The organism is Neokomagataea thailandica NBRC 106555, from assembly GCF_001598495.1.
In the GTDB taxonomy this organism is placed as follows: Bacteria; Pseudomonadota; Alphaproteobacteria; order Acetobacterales; family Acetobacteraceae; genus Gluconobacter; species Gluconobacter thailandicus_A.
The window spans coordinates 1-25666 of record NZ_BCZB01000001.1; the positions used below are offsets into that span (position 1 = coordinate 1).

Consider the following 25666-nt stretch of genomic DNA (forward strand, 5'->3'; position numbering starts at 1 on the left):
GCTATGCCCATAGGTTGGCGCGCTTCAGCGATGGAAATATCCACATTAAAACGGGCAAAGCTATCAACGAAGGCTTGCATGGGCGCGCGGGACCCGAAATCAATGAGCGTGCCGGCCCAGTCAAAAATAACAGCATCAAAAACAGACGATATCATGGCGTTTGGCTCCAAGGGCAAGGTGGTGCCAGTATCAGCTAGGTGACCTGATTAAGAAAAATCGTTAATAACGATAAAAATATCAGTTTTTTCGATGGGTCTAAGATGCAATATGTTCAACTTCGTGCCGTACACGCCGTGGCGGTACATGGCGGCTTTTCTGCCGCAGCAGAGGCTTTGGGGGTAACGCAGCCTGCGATTTCGGATCAGGTACGTAAGCTTGAGCAGGAATATGGGTGCGTGTTGTTCCATCGACGTGGCCGTGTGGTGGAGTTAACGGAGCTGGGGCGGCGGCTCTTGACCGTTATTCAGCCTATGTTTGACGCACAAAAACAGGCTGAGATGTTACTCTCCCAAGCGGAAAGTATTGAATATGGTTCGCTGTCTGTGGTGGCGGATGCGCCAGATTTGGCTGTTGGGTTAATTGCGGCCTTTCGTGCGCAACACCCCAATGTACAGGTCACGCTTTCCATTGCGAATGCCGAGATATGTTTGGAGCGCATTAATAATGCCGTTGCTGACGTGGCAATTACGGCGGCACCGTCTGTAGATTCGCGGTTGTATACACAAACATTGCGGCGTGAGCGCTTGATGGCGTTGGTGCATAAGCGTAACCCCTTGGGACAGAAAAAAAAGCTCACTTTGGGTGCGCTTGCCGCTTCGGGGCTGGTCTTTCGTGAGGCGCGGTCGGTGACGCAGCGTTTGTTAGAGGCGGAGCTTCAGCAGAACCATATTGTTTGTGAGCCAGCTTTGGTGGTGGATGGCCGTGAGGCTATGGTGGAAGCTGTTGCGGCGGGGCTGGGCGCTGGGGTTATTGCCGCGAGTGAATATGGTGGGCGGCGCGGTGTACGTGCTGTGCCGATTGCGGATTGCCGGGCGCGGATGACGGTGTCTTTGGTGTCACTCAAGCAGCAAGCAAATACGCGGCTGGTGGCTGAGGTGTTTAAAATCGCTGCTGCGGATGCGGTTGGGTAAGGGAGAGCAAGGTGTAGTATTGTTCATATGATTATCGGCCACAGTGGTATAATAATTATGTGATGGACATTAAAATTAGAGCGGAAATATCAGTTTATTACACATGGTATGGTTTTTGATCATTTGTATTTATTAAATTATCATATGGCATCGTATCTTGGTTTAGAAATTTGGTCACGTTTGGTTTGTATTGTGCAATAGTGATTTTTGTCATATTCGTGACATGATATAGGTAAATTTTTTAAAATTACTTTTTCGGTCACACTGCAATCGTTGAAAAAAATCAATGAAATGCGTTTGAAAGGTGACCGTTTATGCTCAATTTAGCGACATTTTTTGTGGTTGTTTTCTCGTTCGGGGAAATTGCTCTTCTTTTACGGCGTCGGTCAGTAGACACGACGAACCGTGATCAAAGCACGCTGCGTTTGTTTTGGAGTATATTGCCTGTTTCCATATCCGCAGCATTTCAAGCGCAGAGGTTCTTCCTTGTGTGGATGCTACCTAAAACGGAGGCTGTTGTGGCTTTCGGGGCTGTATTGGCCGTTTTAGGGCTGATATTACGCTGGTATGCTATTTATCGTTTAGGGCGCTGGTTTACGGTTGATGTTTCTCTGTCTTCCGAGCAAGTGTTGCTGCGTGAAGGGCCTTATCGCTTCATCCGTCACCCTTCTTATACAGGGGCACTTTTGACGTTGATGGGCATTGGTGTGCTGATGGGAAATGTGGGTGCGATTGCGCTGATGATGCTTCCGGCGCTGGCGGCTTTTTTATACCGTATTCGTGTTGAAGAACGTGCGTTGGCACAGGCGTTCAGAATGCAGTGGAGCGATTATTGCGCGCAAAGCTGGCGTCTGGTGCCGGGGGTTTATTGATCTTTGGTATGGGGCGCTTGCGTGTGCTTTGACGATTAATGAGCATCATTATAACAACTACATCATACTTAAATAATAAGGGTGCAGGGATCAAGATCCCTGCCGGGTCCGGGCAGCGCCCGGATGGTCCGACAGGGGGGGGTTATTATTGCGCCGTCAAACCGCGATGCGCGAGCATCGGCTCGATTTCGGGGTCTTTGCCGTAGAAGGCGCGGAACATGGGGGCGTAATCCATCGTATGGCCCTTGGACAGGATCATATCGCGGAAGCGCTGGCCGTTTTCACGGGTGAGGCCACCATGCTGCGTGAACCATGCAAAAGCGTCTTGATCCAGCATTTCGGTCCAAAGGTAAGCGTAGTACCCGGCGGAGTAGCCGTTGGACCAGATATGCAGGAAGTAGGTTGAACGATAGCGTGGGGGAACGTGTGTGACGTCTAGGCCCATGCTGTTGAGGGCGTCACTCTCGAACTTATCAACATCTTGACGTGGGGCCGAAGCGGGCAGGCTGTGCCACTTCATATCCAGTTCAGATGCTTCCACGATTTCACCCAGCGCGTAGCCTTGGTTAAAGCGTGCGGCTTTTTTGATCTTCGCGACGAGGTCCTGAGGCATGGGTGCGCCGGTTTTATAATTCCGTGCGTAATGCGCTAGAACTTTCGGGTCAAAAGCCCAGTTTTCGTTGAACTGAGATGGGAATTCGACGAAGTCACGGGCAACGCTTGTGCCGGAGAGGGACGGGTATGTCTGGCTTGCGAACAGGCCGTGCAGCGCATGTCCAAATTCATGGAACATGGTCGTTACGTCATCAGACGTGATGAGCTGTGGCTGGCCCGGTGCGGCTTTTGCGAAATTGGCCACGTTATAGATGACAGGCTTTGTGCCAAGCAGCTTGGATTGACCAACGAAGTTAGACATCCATGCGCCACCAGATTTGGTGTCACGTTTGAAGTAATCAAAATACATCAGACCAAGCTGTGAGCCGTCTTTGTCGAACACTTCAAATACCATGACATCCGGGTGGTAGACGGGGATGTCTGTGCGGGGTTTGAAGGTCAGTCCGTAAAGCTGATTTGCGGCAAAAAAGACGCCATCGGTCAGTACGGTCTTGAGTTCGAAATAGGGTTTTACGTCGTCTTGATTGAGGGCGTATTTTTCGCGGCGTACCTGCTCGGCATAGCGTTGCCAGTCCCACGGCATGAGAGAGAAGTTCTCTCCATCACGGTGAATGGCATCTTGCAGAAGGTTAACTTCGTTCTTCTGTTCTGCGGCAATGGCAGGCACCAGTTTTTGCATGAAGCCGTTGGCTTCTTCTGGTGTTTTGGCCATTTGATCATAGAGCGTGTAAGCGGCGTAATTCGGGTAGCCGAACAAGGCCGCTTTTTGGGCGCGGAGTTGTGCGAGTTCTGCGATGGTGGAGCGTGTGTCGTTCGCGTCACCACGCTCTGCGCGGTTCCAGCTATGGTCATACAAAGCTTGGCGTGTGGCGCGGTTGCTGAGGCCTTCTAGAGCCGGTTGCTGCGTGGTGTTTTGCAGTGGGAGGACCCACTTCCCTGCGAGTTTGCGGCTTTCTGCGGCTTTAGCGGCACCGGCGATGCTGCCATCATCCAGACCTGCGAGGGCGTCTTTCGAGTCGACAACCAAAGCGCCATCACGTGCGGCTGCGATCAGTTTTTGTTGATACGCGGATTCGAGATTTGCCAGCTTCGTGTTGATCGCGCGAAGTTTGATTTTATCGCCCTTGGACAGCTCTGCGCCAGAGTGGACGAATTGCTGATAATAAACATCGAGAAGCTGTGCTTGTTCAGCATCCAGATTTAATGTGGCACGTGAATCATAGAGCGCTTTGACGCGGGCAAAGAGGCGTGGGTTGAGGTTGATTTCATCTGAATGTTGGGAAAGGCGGGCCGCTTCACGGCTTTCGACCTTATCTAGAGCGGGGTTGCTGTTGGCTTGGTAAACACCAAAGAAGGTTTCTTGAACGCGGTCCAGCAAGCGGCCTGATTTTTCGAGGGCAACAATGGTGTTCTCGAATGTTGGTGCGGCTTTGTTGTTTGCAATTGCGAGGACTTCACGCATGTGATCGGCCATGCCGCGCTCAAAAGCGGGGGCGTAATCACTGTCTTTAATGAGGTCAAAGCGGGGTGCTTGATACGGTAATGTGCTGGCGGTGAAAAAGGGATTGGTCGCTGCTGCTTGCGCTTGTGTGCCTGCGAGAGCGGTAAAAGAGAGCGCATAAACGGCGCGCACCCAAGACTTTGTATTCATGACATTATCCTGATTTTGTAATGACGTATTGAGTGTAGGGGAGAAGTGTTCGAGCGTCCATGAGTGCGCTGGGAGTGTGGTATTGGTCTGATCGATAAAATTTCTCATTAAAAATATATTATTCGGTTAAACCGATTAGTCATATTGACAGTAACTGTTTCCTGTTTTTTTCATTCTGTGGGACATAGACTCCCGTCTCTAAACGTAGAGCGACAAAGCAGGAGATTTTCTGATGGTTCGCATTAACTCGACGCTGGCTCCTTTCAGCACTGATGCTTTCCGTGATGGTAAGTTTTTGACGGTTACGGATTCTGACGTTCGCGGCAAATGGTCCGTGTTCTTCTTCTATCCGGCTGACTTCACATTCGTTTGCCCGACTGAGCTTGAAGACCTCGCTGACCACCAAGCTGAGTTCGACAAGCTGGGCGTTGAAATCTACGGTGTGTCTACCGACAAGCACTTCACGCATAAGGCTTGGCACGACACGTCACCAGCAATTGGCAAGATCAAGTACACGATGCTTGGTGACCCAACAGGTGCGATCTCCAAGGCATTCGATGTGTACATCGAAGAAGCTGGCATGGCTGACCGTGGTACCTTCCTGCTCGACCCAGAAGGTAAGGTTCAGTACATCGAAATCACCTCTGGCGGCGTAGGCCGTAGCGCGACGGAACTGCTCGATAAGGTTCGTGCAGCTCAATATGTTGCGGCTCACCCAGGTGAAGTTTGCCCAGCAAAGTGGAAAGAAGGTTCAGAAACTCTGAAGCCATCTCTCGACCTGATTGGCAAGATCTGATCCCTGCGATCAGTATCGGGGTAGGGGCTTTCGGGCCTCTACTCACTCCAGTGTTTTTGTTTTAGCAATACCGGTAGAATAGCAGGCGGTTATTGCTTCTGTTTCCGATGATAAAATGGGAGAAAAACCATGCTTCAGGACGACCTGAAAACCCAGATGCGCGCCTATATGGACTATCTGCGCGAGAACGTCGTTCTGGAAGCGACGCTCGGAACAGATGCGCGTTCGAATGAGATTCGTGATGTTTTGGCAGAGGTTGCTAGCCTTTCAGACAAGGTGAGTTTTTCAGATCAAGGCACAGATGCACGCAGCCCATCCTTTGTGATCCGTCGTGCGGGTTCGCGGGAGCAGGTGGCGTTTGGTGGTCTGCCGATGGGCCATGAGTTTACATCTTTTGTGCTGGCGTTGCTGCAAGTTGGCGGGCACCCACCGAAGATTGATGCCGACCAGATTGAGCAAATTCGTGCGCTGGATGGTGATTTCCAGTTTGAAACGTATTTTTCACAATCCTGCCAAAACTGCCCAGATGTGGTGCAAGCGCTCAATGCGATGAGTGTACTGAACCCGAAGATTAAGCATATTGCGATTGATGGTACGGATTTCCAAGCTGAGGTGGAAGAGCGCGGTATTCGTACGGTGCCGCAGGTTTATCTGAATGGTGTGCCGTTCTCATCCGGTCGGATGGATGTGGCGCAGATTCTGGCGAAGCTTGATGAGTCTTCCGTTGAGCGTGCTGCGGCGAAGCTGGGTGATCTTGCGCCGTTTGATGTGCTTGTTTTGGGCGGTGGCCCTGCTGGTGCATCGGCTGCTGTGTATGCGGCGCGTAAAGGCTTGCGTACGGGTATTGTGGCGGATCGTTTTGGTGGTCAGGTCATGGATACGGCAGGGATTGAAAACTTCATTTCCGTAAAGGAAACAGAAGGCCCACATCTGGCCGCAGCGTTTGAAGCCCATGTTCGCCAGTATGATGTTGAAGTGATTGCGTCACAGCGTGCGAATAAGCTGGTGCCGAAGCAAGATGAGGTCGGGTTGCACGAGGTTGTTTTGGAGAGCGGTGCAAGCCTGCGGTCTAAGACGATTATCTTGGCCACGGGTGCGCGCTGGCGTCAGCTTGGTGTGCCGGGTGAGAAAGAATACATGACCAAGGGCGTGGCGTATTGCCCGCATTGTGATGGTCCGTTCTATAAGGGCCGTCCGGTAGTGGTTGCTGGCGGTGGTAATAGTGGCGTTGAAGCGGCCATTGATTTGGCGGGTATTGTGTCTCACGTCACGCTGTTGCAGCGCGGTGCACAACTGAAGGCGGATAAGGTTCTGCAAGATAAGCTGCATAGCTTGAAGAACGTTACGGTGCTGACCAATGCTCTGACGGTGGAGATTCAGGGCAATGGCAAGGAAGTGACCGGTCTGACTTACCGCGATGTTGATGGCGTATCCCAAGAGATTAAAGCGGATGGTGTCTTTGTGCAGATTGGTTTGTTACCAAACACGGAATGGCTGAAAGGCGCACTGGACCTGTCCCCGTATGGTGAGATCGTGATCAATGATCATTGTGCGACGTCTGTTCCGGGTGTGTTTGCAGCAGGTGACGCGACGACCGTGCCGTATAAGCAGATTGTGATTGCGACCGGTGAAGGCGCAAAGGCATCCTTGTCAGCCTTTGATTATTTGATTCGCTTACCCGTCTGACGGGTTTTATTACGCGCAAGATGGGTGCTGAATGGCCTCATTTTGTGTGATTGCAGGCGATGAGCTTCGGCTGCTGGGTGAAGGCTTGGATAGGAATACTGTGCCGAGATGGAGCCTGAGAGGAAAGCGCCTTTACAGCCATTTTTAATGGGCTGTAAAGGCGCTTATGGCTGCGTGTTAACGTGCCATTTAATGTGGAAGGATGTGTTCAGGGGTTACACGGTAAAGTGCGGTATTGATGATTTCAATGCTCAGTAATCTCTCGTGTTCGTGCATATCGGACAAAGGAAGATAGGCGTTTCCATTCGTCCAGCGCATATTGGGCGCTTCAAGGCCGTGCCATCCTGGTAAATGAGCGGCGGTTAGATGGTGGTTTAGGTGTTGAGATGTATCACCGGTCCAGATTTGGATCGCGCCAACCAGAAGTCCCAGCATACGACGGTCATCCATAAATGGGCCAATGGCTTGATCTTGCCGATCGGCCTTTGAGATAAGGTGCACGTGGCGTGTTTGAGCGGGGATTCTAAAAATAGCGTATCGGCCTGTTCTGCGTACGAAGGTCAGGGGGCGGCCATCCTCTGCGGTGATTTTAAGAGCCGTGTCGCGTGTTGTTTCGGGTTGCAGCGCCGCAGCGCCGCAGCGTGCCGCTAATATATGAAACATTGCCTCGACGAATGGTCGGTCAGTGCGCAGGCGCAGACTATCTTTGGCTTTGGTGTAGGGTTCGGGCTGAACATCCTGTCCTGCAAATAAGCGGCGTATGTTATGGGCGTCGAGATAGCTTTCGCTTAAAGCGCCGCAGGCACGAATGAGGCTGTGTTCATCGCATTGGATATGATGGTACCAATACTCTGTGATGTTCCGATCGTACCGGATTGAAGAGCCATTGACGAGCATTCTTGCGGGGACAAGGGCACCGTCAAGGTAAAGTCCATGATCGGGCGTGACGAGAAGATCTGTATAAGGAATATTATCCCCTAATGCCCCTTTGACGATACGAACTGGAGCGCGGGCGCGCTCTGGATCGGCTTCGTTCGGGTCTGTGCAGATAAAACGTGCTCCACTCCAGATGACAGGCTGGAAGATACGGCCCTCTTTTTTATAGACGGCGACTTGTGCTCCAACGGTAATTGTTTCAATGGGCACGTCGCCATCGGGTGTCTCTATGAGAGTGCCAGCGAGGAAACAGTGGTCATTATCTGTATTTAAGACCTGTTGATCTCCCGGAAGGGGGCCGACGCCGAAATGATCGATATTCACTTGACCATTACTGACGGTAATTTCTGGCGTACCAATTTTTGACGTTGGGAAAACCAGGGAGGTCATGGACAGGGCGACATTATTGAAAATGACTTCAATTCCGTTCTTATTAATCAGAGCAAAGACTGTAACTTTATTGCCAAAGTTTAGGAATGCGTTGCGGGGACTTTGCCATTCGCTGCTCATATCCGGCGTATAGCCTGATTCTGATCGCTGGAGCTGAACAGAGTTTTGTTGAGGCGAGAGAATGAGGGTAATGGGTGTGCCTGCACCGCTTTGGAGCGTGATGGTAATTGTATCCGGCCATTCATTCCCCATCCGAGAAAAAGACGCAAAGAACAGTGATGACGACGTACTATCTTCGCTCATTCGGTCCAAAAGCTGCGGTGTTGAGGGGGTTAAAGGGCGGTCAAAGACCTCGCTGCCAAAGACCTGATCAAATACAAAGGGTTTGCCATGCCATAAGACATCGTTGAAGAGCTTTTGCCCTTGGTCAGTCTGGTGAAATGTTAAAACTCGTGTACGGGTCATATCGCCGTAGTAACCGGCTCCGGTTACTTTATTGGCGTATTCCCAGTTATTTTTCCATGCCGTTGCGTAATAAGAAGTTTGTGGTGTCGAGGTTATGCCCTTCTCGGCGTAGACAGTTGCTGCGTAAAAATCTGATCCGCTATCGAGCCAAGAACCGCGTGTATCATCTGCTACGAATGTGCCATTGACCATCTCCCCGCTCCAATAATGAGCTCCGGTGGTAAATCCTGTCTGGTAGCCATTGGCGCTGCACATCAAAATCCATTTGCTACCAATGATGTTTCCATTGGCATCTTGCAGCGCGATGGGAAATAAGGTTGGGCACTCTATGGCCCCCAATGTGTTGAGGGTATCGTTTGTGAATCCTGACTGGTAGTGCCAGTTTTGTAAGTCTGTACTCGTATAAAAACTGATTTTGTGATTTTCAGCTAAGGTCATGACCCAGCTTTTGGTATCGGCCATCCAGGTTACACGCGGATCTCTGAAGGCCTGTGCATTATTGGCGTTTGACGTGTTACTGTAGGGGTTAGGCATGACGATTTTATCGAAATAAAAACTCTTGCCGTTGTCTTGAGACACCCATAACGCGGTTGATTGGCCTTCCCCTTCTTTTCCAGAAACGGTTGTAAGAGCAATAATAGCATTGCTGCCAAAGCCTGCTGTGTTCTCTGTATCGGCGATAATGGTACCGCTCCATGGGTCACCATATTCATTGGTATATTTTTGGATGGCTGTACCTTGGTTGGTCCAATGAGTGAGGTCGGTCGAGGTCCAGCGACTCCAACTGGTTCCATTTCCGTTTGGGTAGTTACAGTCGGTCAAAGCATAGAGTGTCCAGACGCCATTTTGATAAAATGCAGGCTGAGGATCATTCATAAATGTCTGATTTGTCATGTATTTTATTCTCACATAACTTTAATTTAGATTATTTTATCAAAAAGATAACAAATTTTGAAGGGGTTGTGTTAAAAAATGTAACATGACTGAAAGATCTGCAGGCCGACTGATGGTGGGGCTGACGCACTCCCAAAAGTGTTACCATTGTAAAGGACGGGTTTTTTATGGTGAGCGGTGGCAGAACCTGCCACCGTGATTAGAGCCTCCTAAGAGGGGAGGGCACAGATCAGGGAGACGCCTTCAGTGGAACCCAAAACAGCCGCTTTTTCAGCGCGGCTGAGATGTTTGAGGGCAGCGTCTAGAGTGGAGGCCTCGCGCAGTTTAACCAGCCCGACCAGTAGGTGAGCGTCAATATTGCTACCCGGTTGGCGTGGCGCTGGGAGAGCATCAAGGTGTGCTTTCAACAGCGAGGGGTTGGTTCGAAGGGCTGCAAAAGCTTCTTCTGGTGGGCGGTCAGGTGCATTTTGGGCTTGGATCCGCCGTTGTTCATTGGCACTGGCAAGTTGCAGAATGGCGGGGGGCGCTGTTTCTTCGGGAATGAGCAAAAGGCCAAGGCGTCGTAGGCCCAGCCCGACATCCCGGCTTGCCGTAAGGGCTGCAAGAGGGATGGCGAGAGCGAGGCCGACCAAAACCGGTAGCATCCACAAGAAGAGTGCTTCGGAAACGGACCATGCGGCAACGGCAAGCGCAATGCCAAAAACAGTATAGACCCAATAGCCGCGTGCGACCTCTTTCAAGGATACGCGGTCATCGTCACGGTTCTGTGCGTTCCAGCCGGAATCGCGCCCCAAGAGGATGGAAAGAATCCCGGATGTTTGGATCAGCATGGCGATGGGGGCGATCAGGCCGCCAATCAGGGTTTCGAGCACGATGGATATGGCAAGGCGGATCAGTCCACCGGCGCCACGCCGTGTTTCCCGGTCAAACAAGGCAGCGATGAAGGATAGGCCTTTGGGGGCTAGAAGGATCATCATCGTACTGATGAACACGTATTTGGCTTGAACCGGGTCAACCTGTGGCCAATGAGGATACAGGGTCAGGCCGTTACCAAAGTAATTCGGATGATAAAAATGTGCCTGAAGGGAGATAAGAATCCCTACTAGTAGGAACAGCAGCCATAAAGGAGACGTGACGTAGGAGCCAATGCCCATGAGCATGTGGACGCGGCTGACCCAATGCATGCCTTTTGTGCCCAAAAGCTTGGCGTGTTGGAGGTTCCCTTGGCACCAGCGCCGGTCACGGATTGCAACATCGGTGAGGGATGGGGGGCTTTCTTCGTATGAGCCAAACAGGCCGGGAACCATGTGAATGGCCCAGTTCCCACGCCGCATGAGGGCGGCTTCCACGAAGTCATGGCTGAGGATGTGCCCGCCAAAAGGGGGTTTGCCGGGTAAGTGCGGTAGGCCTGCTTGTTCAGCAAAGGCTCTGGTTCGGATGACCGCGTTATGCCCCCAGTAATTGCCTTCGGAACCGTGCCACCATGCGACGCCATGCGCGATGAGAGGGCCGTATAAACGCCCAGCAAATTGCTGCATGCGGGCGAATAATGTGCGGCCACCGATAATGACGGGGAGGGTTTGGATTAGGGCCACATTGGCGTGGTGTTCCATAGCGGAGACAACGCGGACAATCAGGCTCCCATCCATGACGCTATCGGCATCAAGGGTAAGCATATGGTCATAGGCACCGCCATATTGCGTGACCCATTCACCAATATTGCCTGCTTTGCGGTCTGTGTTGCGGTGGCGGCGGCGGTAGAAAATACGCTGTGCGTCGCCCGTGCTTTCACGCAGGGCGAGAAAGGCACGCTCTTCTTGCACCCAAACGTCTGGGTTGGTTGTGTCTGCGAGAATGAAGAAATCGAAAGCGTCGATCTGTCCTGTTGCGTTGAGGCTATCATAAATCGCACGCAGGCCACCCAGTACGCGTTCTGGGTCCTCATTATAGGTTGGCATGAGGACGGCGGTGCGGCTTTTAAGAGTAGGTAATGGGCCGGTACGGTGAATGCCGAGGCCTAATCCGCCACGTCTTAAGAGTGAGACGAAACCGCCAAGGCTGGAGGTGAAGGAGAGGGCAATCCAGAACCCCAGCACCACAAACAACACCATGATCATGATGCCTAAGGGGGTGACGCCCATGGCATTGAACACGCGGTTGATGTGCTCAGCCCCAAAAGCAGTCAGTGCAATGGCACCACCAAAAACAAAGACTCTACGCAGCCACAAAAGAGCGGGTGTTGTGGGCAAGCGCGGACCGGAGCGGCCATAGCGCTCTGGTGCTTTGTGGAGGTTTTGTGCCTTCATACCCAGTGGGGCGTGCTGGGGCATGAAGGGGGTGTGCGTGTCGGTTAGAGTGTCCACCGATACATCCATTTTTCAGAAATAGGGCCTTGATCATTCGCAAGTTGAACTTGAAGTTCAGCCGCTTTGGCGTCTGCGGGGTCAAATTCAAACATGGCGCGCCAGCCATGAATGGGAGGGTTGGCTTCCACGACCACGTTACGAATGGTGCCTTGCGTTGATTGCGGCAAGAGATGGAAATGCGTGTCAGGCGGGCAGTTTACGAAGGGTTCGCCTGTGAAGTCGATGACGAAAAGCTGTGCGTTCTCGCTGCCCGGCACGCTGCCAATGCGTGTGGCACCAATACGGGCGAGGTGTGTGGGGGCAGGTGTGTCCCAGCCCCATGTGATGCGATAAGTGTAATCATATTGTTGCCCAGCTTTGAGCGGGCGCTCCGAGCGCCAGAAGGTCACGATATTATCGTTGACCTCATTGGGTGTTGGAATCTCAACGAGGTCGATTGCGCCTTTCCCCCAGTGGCCGATGGGCTCGATCCATGCGGATGGGCGTTTTTCATAGTTTAGGGCAAGGTCTTGATAATCCGCGAAGGCGCGTTTGCGCTGCATGAGGCCGAAACCTTGTGGTCCGTCATCGGCAAAGGCGGAAAATTGTAGATCGGTTGGGTTGGCCAAGGGGCGGTAGAGCTGCTGGGCGGTGCCAGTCCAGATTTGTAAGGCTTCACTGTCATGGGCGGCAGGGCGCCAGTCATTGACGCGGGTATGGTCGTTCGTATCGAAGTAGAACATACCGGTCAGGGGGGCGAGGCCAGCTTCGGCCATGTCTTGACGTGGGAAGAGTGAGGATTGGACGTCAAAGACGGTGGCGTCACCCGGGCGAATGGTGAAGCGGAAGGCGCCTGTGACCGATGGGCTGTCGAGCAGGGCATGCACGACGAGTGAGTCCGCGCCGGGAGCGGGTTTTTCGAGCCAGAAGGCCCGGAAAAGAGCAAATTCTTCTCCGCGAGGGTCGCCGGTTCCGTTTGAAAAACCACGTGCAGAGAGGCCGTAGGTCTGCCCTTTTGCGATAGCGCGGAAGTACGACGCACCTAAGAAAACGGCAAATTCTTCCATGACGCCGGGTGTGTTGATGGCGTAACGCAGGCGCAACCCACCGAAGCCGACATTGTCGGTCGTACGCAGGAGGGGGTCTGCGTAGTTAAATAGGTCTGGGTCATATGGGACGGCACTTGCTTGCCCGTCGACCACTTCATGCATTTCGATACGCGGGCGGTAGAGGAATCCGCGTGGGAAGAACTCGACCTCAAAGGCAAGGTTCTGCCCTCGCCAGAGGGCTTTGTCCGTATTGTAGGTAATGCCCCGATATTGATCGAAGCTGAGAGAGGACAAAGGGGCAGGCAAGGACTGAGGAGGAGGAGAATATGCTGAGCGTGCCAAGTTCCGCGCCATATCCCGTACCGTATCTTCAGAGAAGGCGGTGGCTTTGGGCTGTTGGGGCTGTGGGGCGGTGGGTGGCGTTTGGGCGCGGGCGGTCCAGCCTGTCCCGAGAAGTGACAGGCCGGCTCCTAATTTTACCAGATCGCGGCGCAGCATAGTCATAGTTGTGTTTAGAACCTTTAAAATGCAGTGGACCCAGAATGCTCTTTTCTTGTGAGAAAAGGAAGAAAAGCATGGGTGCCTGAGGGGTTAACGTAAGATCGTCCTGTTGAGGTGCACGTTACACGGTGCAGACATGGCATTTCGATGGCGGCGTTTTGCAAATTACATTTAATGTTGGTCAGGCTTTGTGGACGAGGCTGTGAAATGTTGGAACGTTTTTGGCATGGTATGTGACGCTTTGGGGCGAAATATGCGCTATGTGAGGGACTGTAAACAGCGTTCTTACACCGCTAAAATGTTCAATCATTCGCATATTATCAGGGTTTTCCTTCCCGCTAAATACAACGCCTAAAATTTCAATCCCACGCTGTTTTAGGGCCTCAATAGTCAACAAACTGTGATTAATGGTGCCAAGGCCACTGCGGGCGACGAGAACGACCGGCAGAGCAAAGCGCACCATCAGATCAATCATCAACACGTCATCATATACCGGCACCATCACGCCCCCCGCGCCTTCTACGACGAGCGGTGCAGCAACATTCGGTAGGGTTAAACGGTCAGGATCAATGTGGATGCCCTCTAAGGCGGCGGCGGCCGATGGGGCCAATGGTTCCTGCAGTGCGTATGCGGGGGGAATGAGGCGTTCTGGTGTGAGGTTGGCCAGGCGGCTGACGGTGGGGCTATCGCCTTCTTCTTCATTAAGGCCGGTTTGGAGTGGTTTCCAGTAGGTTGCTTGCCATGCGGTGGTGAGGATGGCTGAGGTGAGGGTCTTGCCGATCCCTGTATCGGTACCGGTAACAAAAACGCCGCGTGTCATGCTGTGTGTCCTTTGTGAAAAATACCGATTCCGATGCGGTAGGTGACGCCTTTATGCTCTGCGTCAAAGCGTTTCATCGCGCGGCGTAAAGCTGCGCCCGTGGCGGGGCGAGCATCATCGCGCGGGAGGGAAGCGCCGATTTGACGTAGGCCGCGTAAGAAAGCGCTGGCGGAGGGGGTAGGGTCAATGAGGTCATGGCTTTGCCAGTGTCTCTCTCCGGGAATAGAGCTTGGCCAATCTTGCGTAAGCTGTTCTTCGGTCGGGTAATGCGGGACGCCGCAAGGCGCGTGTTCAGCCGCGCACGCATTGACCCATTCTTGCAAGCTTCCGGAAAGGAGCGTGGCGACAATCAATCGTCCATTGGGGGCAAGGCGTGCGCAGAGGCGCTCTAGCGCTTGTGGACGGTTTTGGAACCATTGCATGCAGAGGCTTGAGGCAATGAGGTCAAAAGGCCCGGAGACATCGGGGTTTTCACCATCCATCATGTGATAGCGGATGTTATTAGAGCCAAGTTGCGTCTCTGCGCGGGCAAGCATGCCGGGAGCGAGATCTGTGGCAAGGATGGAAGCATGTGGGAAAAGCTGCCGTATGTGATGCGTTAAAAACCCCGTACCGCAGCCGAATTCGAGAATATTTTTGGGCGTATGCTGGCCGGTGGCTGCGATCGTGTTTGCGGTGAGTTGTGCACAGCGTCTTTGGATATGGGCCGCTTGATCATATGTATCCGCCGCACCAAAGCGCGCCATGAGGGCTCGTTTTCGGGCATCTAGCATGATGCTTGGCCTGTGATGTGTAGGGCTTGGCGGATGAGTGCGGCGCATTCTTCTGGATATTCTTGTGGTAGGCAGTGGCCGCCGGGCAGGGATGAGCCGTTGCCAGTTTGGAAGCCAACTCGTGCTGGGGTGAGGGGGTCATGATCTCCTGTGAGCCAGAAGAGGCGTTCGCCCCACTGGGTGGCTTTCGCGCGGGCATCACGGGTTTCGAGTTGGTCGAGGCCGTGGTCAAGTCGGATGACGTTGGGTGTGTTTGGTACGGGAGTGTGATCACCGCATTGTTCACGGAAATTAAGGAGTGTCTTGGTCGGGTCTTTGGTGAGGTGGTGGCGCATACGGGTGATGATGCGGGCAGGGATGCCATGGGAATGATCGGGGGCGGCACTAAAGCGCGCAAAGCCATTAAAGGACACGATCCCAACGCAATGGGGGAGAGGGTGCGTTAGAAGGTCCAGCACACCGGCGGAATGGCCGATTGCGAGGAAGGGTGTGGTGGGTAAGCTCGGTGTGAGGTCTTCACCATAATAGCCAGAATCGGTGCATATGGCTGTGTATTCTGGAAGGTGCTTTAGCATCTTCTGCCAGAAACTATGGTCATAGCTCCAGCCATGGACGAGGTAGAGTGGCAGGGTCATGAGATGGCCTCTTGCAGAATAATATCCGCTAATGTGTTCAGGCTGTTGTGGTCCAAAGCGCTATGCAGGGCTAGGCGTAGACGGGCTGTGTCTTTGGGGACTGTGGGTGGGCGGATTGCTCCAACGAGGAAGCCGGCGTCTTCTAGCGTCTGTGCAATGGCGAGTGTGCGTTCTGGGCTGCTGAAAACAACCGGTATGATTTGGGTGCTTGAGTCGAGGGTGGATAAGCCCGCCGCGTGGAGGCGTGTGCGTAGGTGGGCTGCGTTGCTTTGGAGTGTTTCTCGGCGTTCGTTTAAGGATGGAAGCAGGTCTAGCGCGGCATCAATGGCGCCGAGAACGGCGGGTGGTAGTGCCGTGCTATAAATGAGGCCAGAGGCATGATTGATCAGATAATCGCGCAAAGCATGTGAGCCCGCGATGAAGGCCCCCATGCCGCCCATGGCTTTTGAGCATGTCCCCATAATGATGTCAGCTTGTCCGTCTGCAAGGCCGCGTCCATCTGTGCCGAGCACGCCGGTTGCATGGGCCTCATCGATATAAAGGAGCGCGTTATAGCGGTCCGCCAAGGCGCGGAGGGCAGGGATGTCAGCGCGGTCTCCATCCATGGAGAACACGCTTTCGGTCACGATCATACGCAGGCCGGGTGTGTCCGCATGGCGTATGAGAAGCTGTTCGAGATGGGCGAGGTCATTATGGGCAAAGCGTTGCTGGCGAATATCGGCGGCGGCGAAGCCATGATGCAAGCTGGCATGGTTTAGGCGATCTGTGAACGCCAGCATTTTGTGCCCTGTTTGGGCGAGAGAGAGTGCGCAAAGTGCCGGGATGACGGCGGCATTGGCCTGCCAACCACTGGCGAAGAGCAATGCGGCCTCAGCTTTTTTGAACGCGGCGATTTTGTGTTCTACGGCGTCATGCAGGTCGAGCGTGCCGGTGACGAGGCGTGAGGCACGTGCGCCGGTGCCAAAACGTTGGGCCCATTCGGCGGCACGTTCGCGCAGCAGTGGGTGGTCTGCCAAGCCGAGATAATCATTTGATGCAACATCCGCGAGGTGCCGCCCGTCACGTTGTATTGTGCCGTTATGGCGCGTGATGGGGCGCAGGGTACGGCGGGTGCCTTGAGCGGCCCGTTCTGACAAAGCGGCTTCGAAATATGTGTCAAACCGGGTCATGTGTGGCTCTGTAAAACGCTGTGGATGCTGCGTGTCAGATGGGTGAGTTCATCTGGGGTGATGGTGAAGGCGGGCGTGAGATAGACAATCGTACGGAAGGGGCGGACCCAGACCTTATGCTCTAAAAAGGCACGTTTGAGCCCTTCCGGGTCAGGGATGGCCGTGAGTTCGACCACGCCAATGGCGCCCATAACGCGGACATCGCGGACATTCGGCAAGTCTCGGCAGGGTTCGAGTTCTTTGTGGAGTTGTTCTTCGATCTGGGCGACGTGTTGGAGGCATGGCTCCTGTTCAAAAAGGTCTAAAGAGGCATTGGCGACGGCACAGGCTAGTGGGTTCGCCATGAAGGTGGGGCCGTGCATGAGGGCCTTTCTGGGGTCGTCTGAGAGAAATGCTTCAAAGACCGAGCGCCGGGCAACGGTTGCCGCTAATGCCATGGTGCCGCCGGTGAGGGCTTTGGAAAGTGCGACGATATCGGGGGTGATTTGGGCCTGCTCACAGGCAAACATGGTGCCGGTGCGCCCAAAGCCCGTAAAGACTTCATCAAGGATCAGTAGGAGGCCAAAGCGGTCACAGAGCGTGCGAAGCGTTTGTAGAACGGCGGGTTCGTGGAAGAGCATGCCGCCTGCGCCCTGCACGAGGGGTTCTGTTACAATGGCCGCGATTTCGTCACCACGCTCAGACAGCAACTGTTCGAGCTTGTGGGTGCTTTCGGCATCGGTGGGGAGGTCTGCGATGATGTGTTCTGGTAGGACACCGGCGAAGAGGCTGTGCATGCCTTCTTCGGGGTCACAGATAGCCATCATGCCGAGCGTGTCCCCGTGATAGCCCCCGCGAAAAGAAAGAATCTTGGTGCGGCCTGTGTGGTTGTTGTTGAGCTGAAATTGGATAGCCATTTTCACGGCCACTTCCATCGCGACTGAACCAGAATCGGTGAAAAAGACGCGCTCTAAGTCTCCGGGGAGGAGGGCCGCCAAACGGGCGGCGAGGCGTTTGGCGGGTTCATGGATCATCCCGCCAAACATGACATGCGGCATGGTTTCCGCTTGTGCGACCAGTGCCGCGCGCAAATGGGGGTGATTATAGCCATGGCATGCGGTCCACCATGAGGCGATACCGTCAATCAATATGCGCCCATCATCCAATGTGATGGTGCTGCCTGCGGTTTTCGCGGCGGTGACGGGCCATGCGGTCGTCTGCATTTGGCTATAGGGCAGCCAGAGATTGGGGAGGTCAGCAGCGCGGTGATGTGATGTGGTCATGAGTGGTGTGTCTCTTACCGCCTATGGCGAGGGTCATTCTTTATCGTGTGAGTGCCGGGCCAGCATACTGGATATCGGGCGATGCCATGAAATAGCCTTGCGATATCATAAAACGGTCACTCGACTGTAGGGAACATTATGGCATGACGCGTGTTCAGAAGGGAGCCCGTGCTTTTGGGCGGTTTTATCTAAGGTCGAGATCCATGTTGAGTTCCAAGGTCATTCATGTCGATGGTGTGTTTTTAGGCACTGCGATTATGGCCGACGCCGGAGCTGTGTTCCGGTTTTATGCGACCCACGACACGGTGCGGGAGTTGCATGGTATATCCATGCCTGATTTATCGCTTCTCGTGGAGCGGGCGCGACGCCTGTTTAAGAATCGTCGTCCGGTTCTGTCTCCGGTGCCAAGCGTCGCTTGAGAGGTCGTTAAGTTCCACAAAAGGTATGAAGGACGCGTTCTTCAGGGCGTGGCGGGGCGTTAAAGCTATCATCCGCGTCATGATATGGCGTACGTAATGCTTCTTGTAGGTGTTCGAACGGTTTGAAGTCCCCATCATAAGCGGCATTGATGGCGTGTTCGACTAAGTGGTTTCGCGGGATAATACGAGGATTCACTCGCTGCATAGCGTTGAAGCGATCGTCTTGAGAGATGGCCTCCTGTGCGATGCGTTCTTGCCATTGTGTGTACCAGTGTTGGCCTTCGTCGCGGTTTGAGCAAAGGGCTAAGAAAGGCTCAGGGTTTTGTGTGCGTATCGTGGTGTTGAGTGCACGGAAGCTTTGTGTGAAGTCGAGTTGTTGGCGCTGCATGATGTCGAGTAATTGGGCGATGAGCCTTGTATCGGCTGGTGCTTCGGTGAATAGGCCCAATTTTTTGCGCCACCCGGTTAGATAATGTTCTGAGAAAACACGATCGAAGTCTTTGAGGCCGGCAGTGGCCTGCTCAACCGCCATATTATCATCTGAATGAATGAGCGGCAGGAGGCATTCAGCAAAGCGCCCAAGATTCCAAAGGGCCATATCAGGCTGGTTGCCATAAGCGTAGCGCTTGCCACGGTCTATGAAGCTAAAGCAGGCTTCGGGGTCGTAAGCATCGAGGAAGGCGCAAGGGCCGTAATCAATGGTTTCTCCGGCGATAGACATATTATCGGTGTTCATGACGCCATGCACGAATCCAATATGCAGCCATTGGGCGACGAGTCGAGCGTGTTTGTGAATAACGGTTTGGAGCAATGCCAAGGCTTTATTGGGGGTATTGGCGAGGTCTGGATAGAGGCGTGTGATGACGTGATCCAGCAGGACCGCAAGTGCTTCATGGTCTTGGCGGGCGGCAAAATATTGAAAAGTGCCGATTCGAACATGACTGCGTGCCGTACGGGCGAGTACGGCACCGGGTAGAGCGGTGTCTCGTTGTACCGTTTCGCCGGTGAGTGTGGCGGCAAGGCTGCGCGTTGTGGGGATGCCGAAAGCTGCCATGGCTTCACTGATGAGCATTTCTCGTAAGACGGGGCCGAGAGCGGCTTTTCCGTCGCCATTGCGTGAGAAGGGGGTACGGCCCCAGCCCTTGAGGTGAAGGTCATGTTTCTGACCGTTTTTGGTTGTGAGTTCACCAACAAGAACGGCGCGCCCATCACCGAGAGATGGGACAAAATGTCCGAATTGATGTCCTGCATACGCCATGGCGATGGGTAAATGACCATCTGGCGTGGTGCCTTGGGAGAGAAGATTTATGCCAGCGTGTGTGCGTAACCACGCAGGCGAGAGGCCTAATGTTTCCGCCCAGTCGCTGTTGAGAGTGATGAGCTGAGGGCGCTGGGAAGACAATCTCGGGGCAATTTTTGCGGAGAAATGCTCTGGCAGGAGAGCGTAATCGTGGGAGAATTGCATCAGGTGCCCAGTTCGTAACGTGTCATGTCGTAATGATAGAGTGTTTTTTGAATGATAAAGCGCAGATTAGTGGGGAAAACCATTATTATAGGCAAAGAGTTAAATATATTGATTGAGTTGTAAAACTTTTTCTTATGTGAAGAAATATAGACATATTGATGAGAGGGAGGTGACGAAACAGTTTGTCTTGACTATTCATTAAGTATGAGTGGGTATGGCAGACTACGATGCCGCCTGTGCGGGACCGCAGCATAGAGGATTTTTCGTGGAGCAGACGCATCCTGTGTCAGGGCCGGGGATAAAAGTGACTCCGGCAGTAATCCGACTTTATGCCGCTATGGCGGCCGCCCGTTTTCACGGGGTCGAGTTGGATATTCAAGATTTTGCCGCTGAACCCGGTGAAGAATCGCCTTCTCCAGCCTCATTGGCGCGCTGGTTGAATGATCAAGGGGCCGTCGCTAAGGGGATGCGTCTACGTTGGCGCTACTTGGTGCGTATGGGGAATACGCCGCCAGTTGTTCTGATGTTCCGTGATGGATCCGCCGGTCTTATGGTCGCGAGTGACCCCGAGAAAGGTGTGGTGTGGCTCCGTGACCCAATGGGCGGTGATGGTGATGTCCCTGTTGCCGTGGATGAAGTCCGCCTTAGCCAAGTCTGGACCGGGGATGTCTTGCTCGTAAAACGCCGCAAGGATGAAAGTGAGGCCGATGCCCGCTTTGATATATTGTGGTTTGCGAAGATGGTTTTGCGCGAAAAGAAAATTTTGCGCGACATCTCTTTGGCGTCTATCGTCTTGTCAATTCTGCAAGTTTTTCCTGCTTTGATTGTGATGCAGGTTATTGACCGCGTGGTGAATTACCACTCGATGGCGACGTTGATTTCAATGGCCGCCTTCGTCGTGGTTTTGAGTTTTTATGAAATCTTGATTACCTATGGTCGGCGTGAGCTTTCACTGGTTCTGTCGTCACGTCTTGATGCGCGTATTTCTTTGCATGCGTTCAACCGTTTGCTGGCTTTGCCGCTTGAGTTTTATGAACGTGAGCAAACAGGCGAAGTTCTTGGCCGGTTTATGGCCATTTTTAAGGTGCGTGACTTCCTGACTGGGCAGCTCATGACCACGTTCCTAGACCTTTTCACGCTGCTCGTTATTTTGCCCATCTTGTTTATGCTGAGCGCGACCTTGGCGTGGATGACCTTGGCTGGTGCAGGGTGTATTGGTCTGATCGTGATTGTGTTCTTGCCGTTAGTGACGCGTGTGATGTCGCGTCAAGTGCGTGCAGAAATGAAGCGTAGCTCGGTTTTGTATGAGAGCATTGCGGGTATTCGTACCGTGAAGACGCTGGCTCTTGAGCCAACACGCCGCGAAGAATGGGACCGGGTGACCGCGAATGTGGTGCGCTGGAAATTGGCGGCTGGGCGTATGGCAGCGTGGCCCCAGACGCTGATTATGCCGTTTGATGCGTTTATTAACCGTGGTGTGATTTTGATTGGTGCTTATTTGGTGCTGACAAATCATAGCAACCTATCCGGCGGTGCGTTGGCAGGCTTTATGCTTTTGGGGGGGCGCGTTGCATCACCTCTGGTAGGTATTGCCCGATTGCTGGAATCGTTCAATGAAGTGATGGTTTCGCTTGGTGAAGCTGGTGCAGTCTTGAACCAGCCGACGGAGACGAAAGCTCTGACAACGGGTATGCGCCCGGTTGTGAAGGGGGCTTTGTCCTTCTCGAACATTAACTTCTCTTACCCTGGTTCTACGACGCGGGCCTTGAAGGATGTCAGTTTTGACATTCCTGCAGGTACGATGCTGGGGCTGGTTGGCCGCTCTGGTTCTGGTAAGTCAACGATTACGCGTCTTCTCCAAGGTGTGAGCCGTAATTATACCGGGTATTTGCGCTTGGATGGTGTTGATATTCGTGAAATTAACCTAACGCATCTACGTCGCTCTTTTGGTGTTGTTCTGCAAGATAACTTCTTGTTCCGTGGGTCGATCATGGAGAATATTACTGCAGGACGTCCAGGATTGACGATTGAAGACGCTATTCGCGCGGCTCGTTTGGCTGGTGCTGAAGAATTCATTGAACGCATGCCAGCCGGGTATGATACGTGGATTGAAGAAGGTTCGACTAACATTTCGGGCGGTCAGCGTCAGCGTCTAGCGATTGCCCGCGCGGTGATTAGCGATCCGAAATTGATGATTTTGGATGAGGCGACCTCAGCGCTTGATCCAGAATCAGAAGCATTGGTGAATGCAAATCTGAAGCGTATTAGCCACGGGCGCACGATGGTGATCGTGTCTCACCGACTATCCTCACTGGTGGATTGTCATCAAATTGCGGTTATGGATCAGGGTGGGTTGGTCGATATTGCCCCACATGATGTTCTTTTGGAGCGTTGTGAGATTTACCGTACCTTGTGGCTGCAACAGAACCGTCATTTGAACAGAGAGTCCACGTCGCATGATGTGAAGCCACTGGGTGAGGGAGAATAAGCGCATGAGTGCATCTAATATGACTCCTCATAATGGTGCGGGTGATGAAGTGCCTATGACGGGTACTCCAGAAGGTCCACGTCCTGCGACGGATCCGTTCGCTCCGGGTGATATGCCGCTAGCGCTTTTGGAGTTCCATTCTCCAACGCAAGGCTATGTTAATCTCCCCGCCACGGCGTCGGCCCGTTACATGATATGGCTGATTGCTGGGCTCTTCTTCGCGTGTTTGGCGGGAATGACGTGGTTCCCCCTTAATCGGGTTGTTTCGACGACGGGTCGGTTAACGTCTACGCAGCCGACTATCCTTATTCAGCCTTTAGAGACTTCTATTGTGAAGTCTATTGATGTGCATACTGGTGATTATGTTCATAAAGGGGACGTAATTGCGCATTTGGACCCGACATTGACAGAAGCCGATGTTGTCAATGTACGGCAGCAAATGATTGCATATCAGGCGGAAGCTGATCGTTTGCGGGCGGAAGCTGACGGGCGTGATTATAAGCCTGATATGCATATTCTGGCGTCGGTCGAGCAAGGGGCAGCATTCCAACGTCGTACGGCTGAGTATCGCGCACGTATGGAAGATTATGATCAGCAAATTGCTAGTTTGCAGAGTGATATTCAGGCCAGCCGTGCAAATGCTGCTATGTATGGCGGTAAGGCGCATCTTTACACGGAAGTGCTAAAAATGCGCCAGCGCGAACAGGCGGACCAAGTGGGGTCACGTTTGTCAACGCTTTCTGCACAAAGTGACTTGATGGAAGCGGAGCGTGCAGAAATCTCAGCACAGCAAGAAGCGAATAGCGCATCGAGCAAGCTGCTGGCGACACGTGCTGAGCAAGAAAGCTATGCGGCGAACTGGAAAGCACAAATTTATACGTATTTGTCAGATACGCAGCACCGGCTGGACGAATACCGTAGTCAGTATCAGAAGGATCATTTGCGGCATGATTTGATCCTGCTACGCGCACCGGAAGATGGTATTGTGCTGACGCTAGCGAAGGTATCGGTAGGCTCCGTCTTAGAGACAGCACAGTCTTTTGCGACGCTGGTTCCTACGGGAGCAGGGGTTGAGATGGAAGCTGTTATGCAAGCGAATGATGCCGCCTTTGTTCAGGTTGGTGATCGTGCGCTCGTGAAATTTGCGGCTTTCCCTTACACGCAATATGGCGGTGCTGAAGCGACGGTCCACGTGATTAGTGCGGATTCCTTTTCGGCGGATTCATCATCGTCTTCTGCTGGGCCATCCCCCTCGTCTTCTGCGGCAGGGCAGATGTTCTATCGTGTGCGTCTGCGTATTGATCGTTATACGTTGCACGGGCAGCCTTCATTCTTTCACCCAGCGCCCGGTACGCCTGTCACGGCAGATATTAACGTTGGTAAACGGACGATCATGCAATATCTGTTTAACAGCATCGCACCTCTTATCAGCAATGGTATGAGAGAGCCTTAAAGGCTTGAATATGAGGGCGCCCAATCTTGTTATGGGCGCCCTTGTCGTTTCTGGTGAAATGAGTGGCTATGTCTTTAAAACAGCGTTTTTCAGCCTTTTTAAACCCACAGGCAAAATTGGCATATGCGCTTCAGCTTCTTGAGAGCAAGAATGCTGCACGTGGCGTCCAATTATTGGGGCAATTGGCGAAAGATGGGGTGGTTGGGGCGCAATTTCGGCTAGGGCGCATTTACCTAGATGGTCAGGTGGTGCCTCCCAGTCTTGAGGATGGTGCGCGTTGGATGCTTCAAGCGGCGGAAGCTGGGCATGTTGAAGCGGCTTTTATATTAGCGACGCTCTATACGGTTGGGTTACCAGAAGAACTTGAAATTCGTGCTGAGCGTAGTGCGCTTGATTTAAGTGTTCGCCCTGAGCAAGGGCCGCGCATTTCAGATTTTCATCAAGGCCGGTATTGGGCGCAGAAAGCGGCCATAGAGCATTCTGCGGATGCTCAGGCGTTGCTTGGTTATATTTTAACGAATGGCCCAGAAGATCTAAGAGATCTTCCGCAGGCACGGGAATGGTATCAAAAATCAGCGCAGTCGGGGTGTTCTCAGGGGCATTTGGGGTTAGCCCTTGCTTTGCTCAATGAGGCGGAGACGGATGAAGAGCGTCAATATGCGGCGCGTCATTTTATCGAGGCGAGTAAAGGCGGTCTTGGTACGGCATATGAATTTCTAGGCCGTATGAGTGAGGCGGGGATTGGCCTGCCGCAAAGCATGAGTGCAGCCGCAGCGTACTACCGCCAAGGCGCTGAACAGAATGTCTTATATGCTCAGGCCCGTTATGGGTTGATGTTGCTCGAAGGCGTTGGTGTTGAGCAAGATCACGGGCAAGCAGAAACGATACTCCGCCGAGCGGCTATGGGCGGTGACGCGGAGAGTGCGGCAGTTCTTGGTGATTTGCACGCTAACGGCGGTGATCTGCCGCCGAATATGCTGGAAGCTGCAAAATGGTATCGTCTCGCGGCGGAACAGAAACATCCAGGAGCAGCGCGTGCTCTGGGGCTTTTATATTTAACGGGGAATGGCGTTCACAGGGATGCGGATATTGCGGCCCATTGGTTTAAAATTGCCTCTGAATCAGGGGATGCACAGGCTGATGCAGATTTGGGCAACCTGATTTTAACGGGCTCCAAAGCAACAGATTCTGAAAAAGAAGCTTTGCGGCAGCGCTTTGAGCGTTCGGCTGAAAAGGGGGATTTGGTCGGCGCGTTTAATCTTGGTGTGTGTTACGCGGAAGGAGTCGGGCATACGGCTGATAGTCGTGAAGCGGCCCGGTGGATGCAGCGCGCGGCTGATGGCGTTGTTAATGCGCAATACTGGTATGGGCGTATGTTGTTGGATGGGCGGGGTGTGGCTCCCGACCCGACACAGGCGCTGCATTGGATGGAAAAAGCGGCTGACGCAGGAATGGCAGAGGCGCAAGCTGTTGTGGGGCAGCTTTTGGTAACGGGCCAGATTAACAATCGTAAGGATCATGCGAAGGCTTTGAAGCTGTACGCTGCGGCAGCAGAGAGCGGCAATGTTGATGCGATGTTCTCTTTGGCTGCGATGTTAGGGGGCGGGCATGATGTGCCGGAGAACCGCCCTGAAGCACAGAAGTGGTTTCGTAAAGCAGCGCAACGGGGAAATGGTTTGGCGCAGTTAATGTTGGGACGGTATCTTATACGTGGCCTTGGCGGCGTGCAGGATCCGGTGGAAGGGCGTATTTGGTTGGAGCGTGCTGCAGGGCAAGGCATTGATGGTGCAGAGCAAGAACTGGCAGCATGTGACGCCGTGCTGGCCCCAAATTAATCACTTTAGGCGTTTAT

General features: G+C 53.2%; 18 protein-coding genes. 8 read left to right on the forward strand and 10 right to left on the reverse strand.

Annotation, left to right across the window (positions count from 1 at the left end; genetic code table 11):
* Positions 1–260: 260 nt before the first annotated feature.
* Positions 261–1130 carry a LysR substrate-binding domain-containing protein gene (locus NTH01S_RS00010; protein WP_068167539.1) on the forward strand — a complete coding sequence of 290 codons (870 nt, stop codon included), beginning with the start codon at positions 261–263 and terminating at the stop codon, positions 1128–1130.
* A gap of 314 nt (positions 1131–1444) precedes the next feature.
* Positions 1445–2002 (forward strand): methyltransferase family protein, encoded by a 558-nt coding sequence (locus NTH01S_RS00015; RefSeq protein WP_068167540.1) that lies wholly within the window; start codon positions 1445–1447, stop codon positions 2000–2002.
* Between the two features lie 145 nt (positions 2003–2147).
* Here NTH01S_RS00015 and NTH01S_RS00020 read toward each other — a convergent pair whose 3' ends face one another.
* Positions 2148–4268 carry a M3 family metallopeptidase gene (locus NTH01S_RS00020; protein WP_068168075.1) on the reverse strand — a complete coding sequence of 707 codons (2121 nt, stop codon included), beginning with the start codon at positions 4266–4268 and terminating at the stop codon, positions 2148–2150.
* Between the two features lie 232 nt (positions 4269–4500).
* On the opposite strand from NTH01S_RS00020, the gene ahpC reads away from it, so the two are divergent.
* Together ahpC and ahpF are read left to right on the forward strand one after the other, a co-directional pair.
* The gene (ahpC, locus tag NTH01S_RS00025) at positions 4501–5064 is read left to right on the forward strand and encodes an alkyl hydroperoxide reductase subunit C (RefSeq protein WP_068167542.1); all 564 of its coding nucleotides are present in this window, start codon (positions 4501–4503) and stop codon (positions 5062–5064) included.
* Positions 5065–5193: 129 nt separating this feature from the next.
* Entirely contained in the window at positions 5194–6750 is a 1557-nt protein-coding gene (ahpF, locus tag NTH01S_RS00030; protein WP_068167543.1) for an alkyl hydroperoxide reductase subunit F, read from the forward strand.
* 189 nt (positions 6751–6939) lie between these two features.
* Here ahpF and NTH01S_RS00035 read toward each other — a convergent pair whose 3' ends face one another.
* The 8 genes from NTH01S_RS00035 to NTH01S_RS00070 all read right to left on the reverse strand — a co-directional run bounded on the left by NTH01S_RS00035 (position 6940) and on the right by NTH01S_RS00070 (position 17989).
* Positions 6940–9435, reverse strand: a complete 2496-nt coding sequence (locus NTH01S_RS00035) for a Hint domain-containing protein (protein WP_084366780.1) — start codon at positions 9433–9435, stop codon at positions 6940–6942.
* A 209-nt stretch (positions 9436–9644) separates the two neighbouring features.
* On the reverse strand, positions 9645–11810 hold the full coding sequence (gene mdoH / locus NTH01S_RS00040; protein ID WP_068167549.1) for a glucans biosynthesis glucosyltransferase MdoH: 2166 nt from the start codon (positions 11808–11810) through the stop codon (positions 9645–9647).
* The gene (locus NTH01S_RS00045) at positions 11786–13333 is read right to left on the reverse strand and encodes a glucan biosynthesis protein (protein ID WP_174523589.1); all 1548 of its coding nucleotides are present in this window, start codon (positions 13331–13333) and stop codon (positions 11786–11788) included. Before NTH01S_RS00045 ends, mdoH begins: the two co-directional genes overlap by 25 nt.
* Positions 13334–13511: 178 nt before the next feature.
* The gene (gene bioD / locus NTH01S_RS00050) at positions 13512–14150 is read right to left on the reverse strand and encodes a dethiobiotin synthase (protein ID WP_068167553.1); all 639 of its coding nucleotides are present in this window, start codon (positions 14148–14150) and stop codon (positions 13512–13514) included.
* Complete coding sequence (locus NTH01S_RS00055; RefSeq protein WP_068167556.1) at positions 14147–14923, reverse strand: methyltransferase; 777 nt, start codon at positions 14921–14923, stop codon at positions 14147–14149. Before NTH01S_RS00055 ends, bioD begins: the two co-directional genes overlap by 4 nt.
* A complete protein-coding gene (locus NTH01S_RS00060; protein ID WP_068167558.1) occupies positions 14917–15558 on the reverse strand; it encodes an alpha/beta hydrolase family protein in 642 nt (213 codons plus the stop codon). Before NTH01S_RS00060 ends, NTH01S_RS00055 begins: the two co-directional genes overlap by 7 nt.
* Entirely contained in the window at positions 15555–16727 is a 1173-nt protein-coding gene (locus NTH01S_RS00065) for an aminotransferase class I/II-fold pyridoxal phosphate-dependent enzyme (RefSeq protein ID WP_068167560.1), read from the reverse strand. Before NTH01S_RS00065 ends, NTH01S_RS00060 begins: the two co-directional genes overlap by 4 nt.
* Positions 16724–17989: an adenosylmethionine--8-amino-7-oxononanoate transaminase gene (locus tag NTH01S_RS00070; protein WP_068167562.1), complete on the reverse strand. Its 1266-nt coding sequence runs from the start codon at positions 17987–17989 to the stop codon at positions 16724–16726. Before NTH01S_RS00070 ends, NTH01S_RS00065 begins: the two co-directional genes overlap by 4 nt.
* A 203-nt stretch (positions 17990–18192) precedes the next feature.
* Between NTH01S_RS00070 and NTH01S_RS00075 the strand changes: the two genes are divergently transcribed.
* A complete protein-coding gene (locus tag NTH01S_RS00075) occupies positions 18193–18408 on the forward strand; it encodes a hypothetical protein (RefSeq protein ID WP_068167565.1) in 216 nt (71 codons plus the stop codon).
* A 7-nt stretch (positions 18409–18415) separates the two neighbouring features.
* Here the strand turns inward: NTH01S_RS00075 and NTH01S_RS00080 are convergent, their stop codons facing one another.
* The gene (locus NTH01S_RS00080; RefSeq protein WP_068167566.1) at positions 18416–19873 is read right to left on the reverse strand and encodes a protein adenylyltransferase SelO; all 1458 of its coding nucleotides are present in this window, start codon (positions 19871–19873) and stop codon (positions 18416–18418) included.
* 337 nt (positions 19874–20210) lie between these two features.
* Here NTH01S_RS00080 and NTH01S_RS00085 point away from each other — a divergent pair, with 337 nt between their 5' ends.
* The 3 genes from NTH01S_RS00085 to NTH01S_RS00095 all read left to right on the forward strand — a co-directional run bounded on the left by NTH01S_RS00085 (position 20211) and on the right by NTH01S_RS00095 (position 25649).
* The gene (locus tag NTH01S_RS00085) at positions 20211–22361 is read left to right on the forward strand and encodes a peptidase domain-containing ABC transporter (RefSeq protein ID WP_068167567.1); all 2151 of its coding nucleotides are present in this window, start codon (positions 20211–20213) and stop codon (positions 22359–22361) included.
* A gap of 4 nt (positions 22362–22365) precedes the next feature.
* On the forward strand, positions 22366–23814 hold the full coding sequence (locus tag NTH01S_RS00090) for an HlyD family type I secretion periplasmic adaptor subunit (protein ID WP_068167569.1): 1449 nt from the start codon (positions 22366–22368) through the stop codon (positions 23812–23814).
* A 68-nt stretch (positions 23815–23882) separates the two neighbouring features.
* Positions 23883–25649, forward strand: coding sequence for a tetratricopeptide repeat protein (locus NTH01S_RS00095; protein WP_068167570.1), 1767 nt, complete (start codon positions 23883–23885; stop codon positions 25647–25649).
* Positions 25650–25666 lie beyond the last annotated feature (17 nt).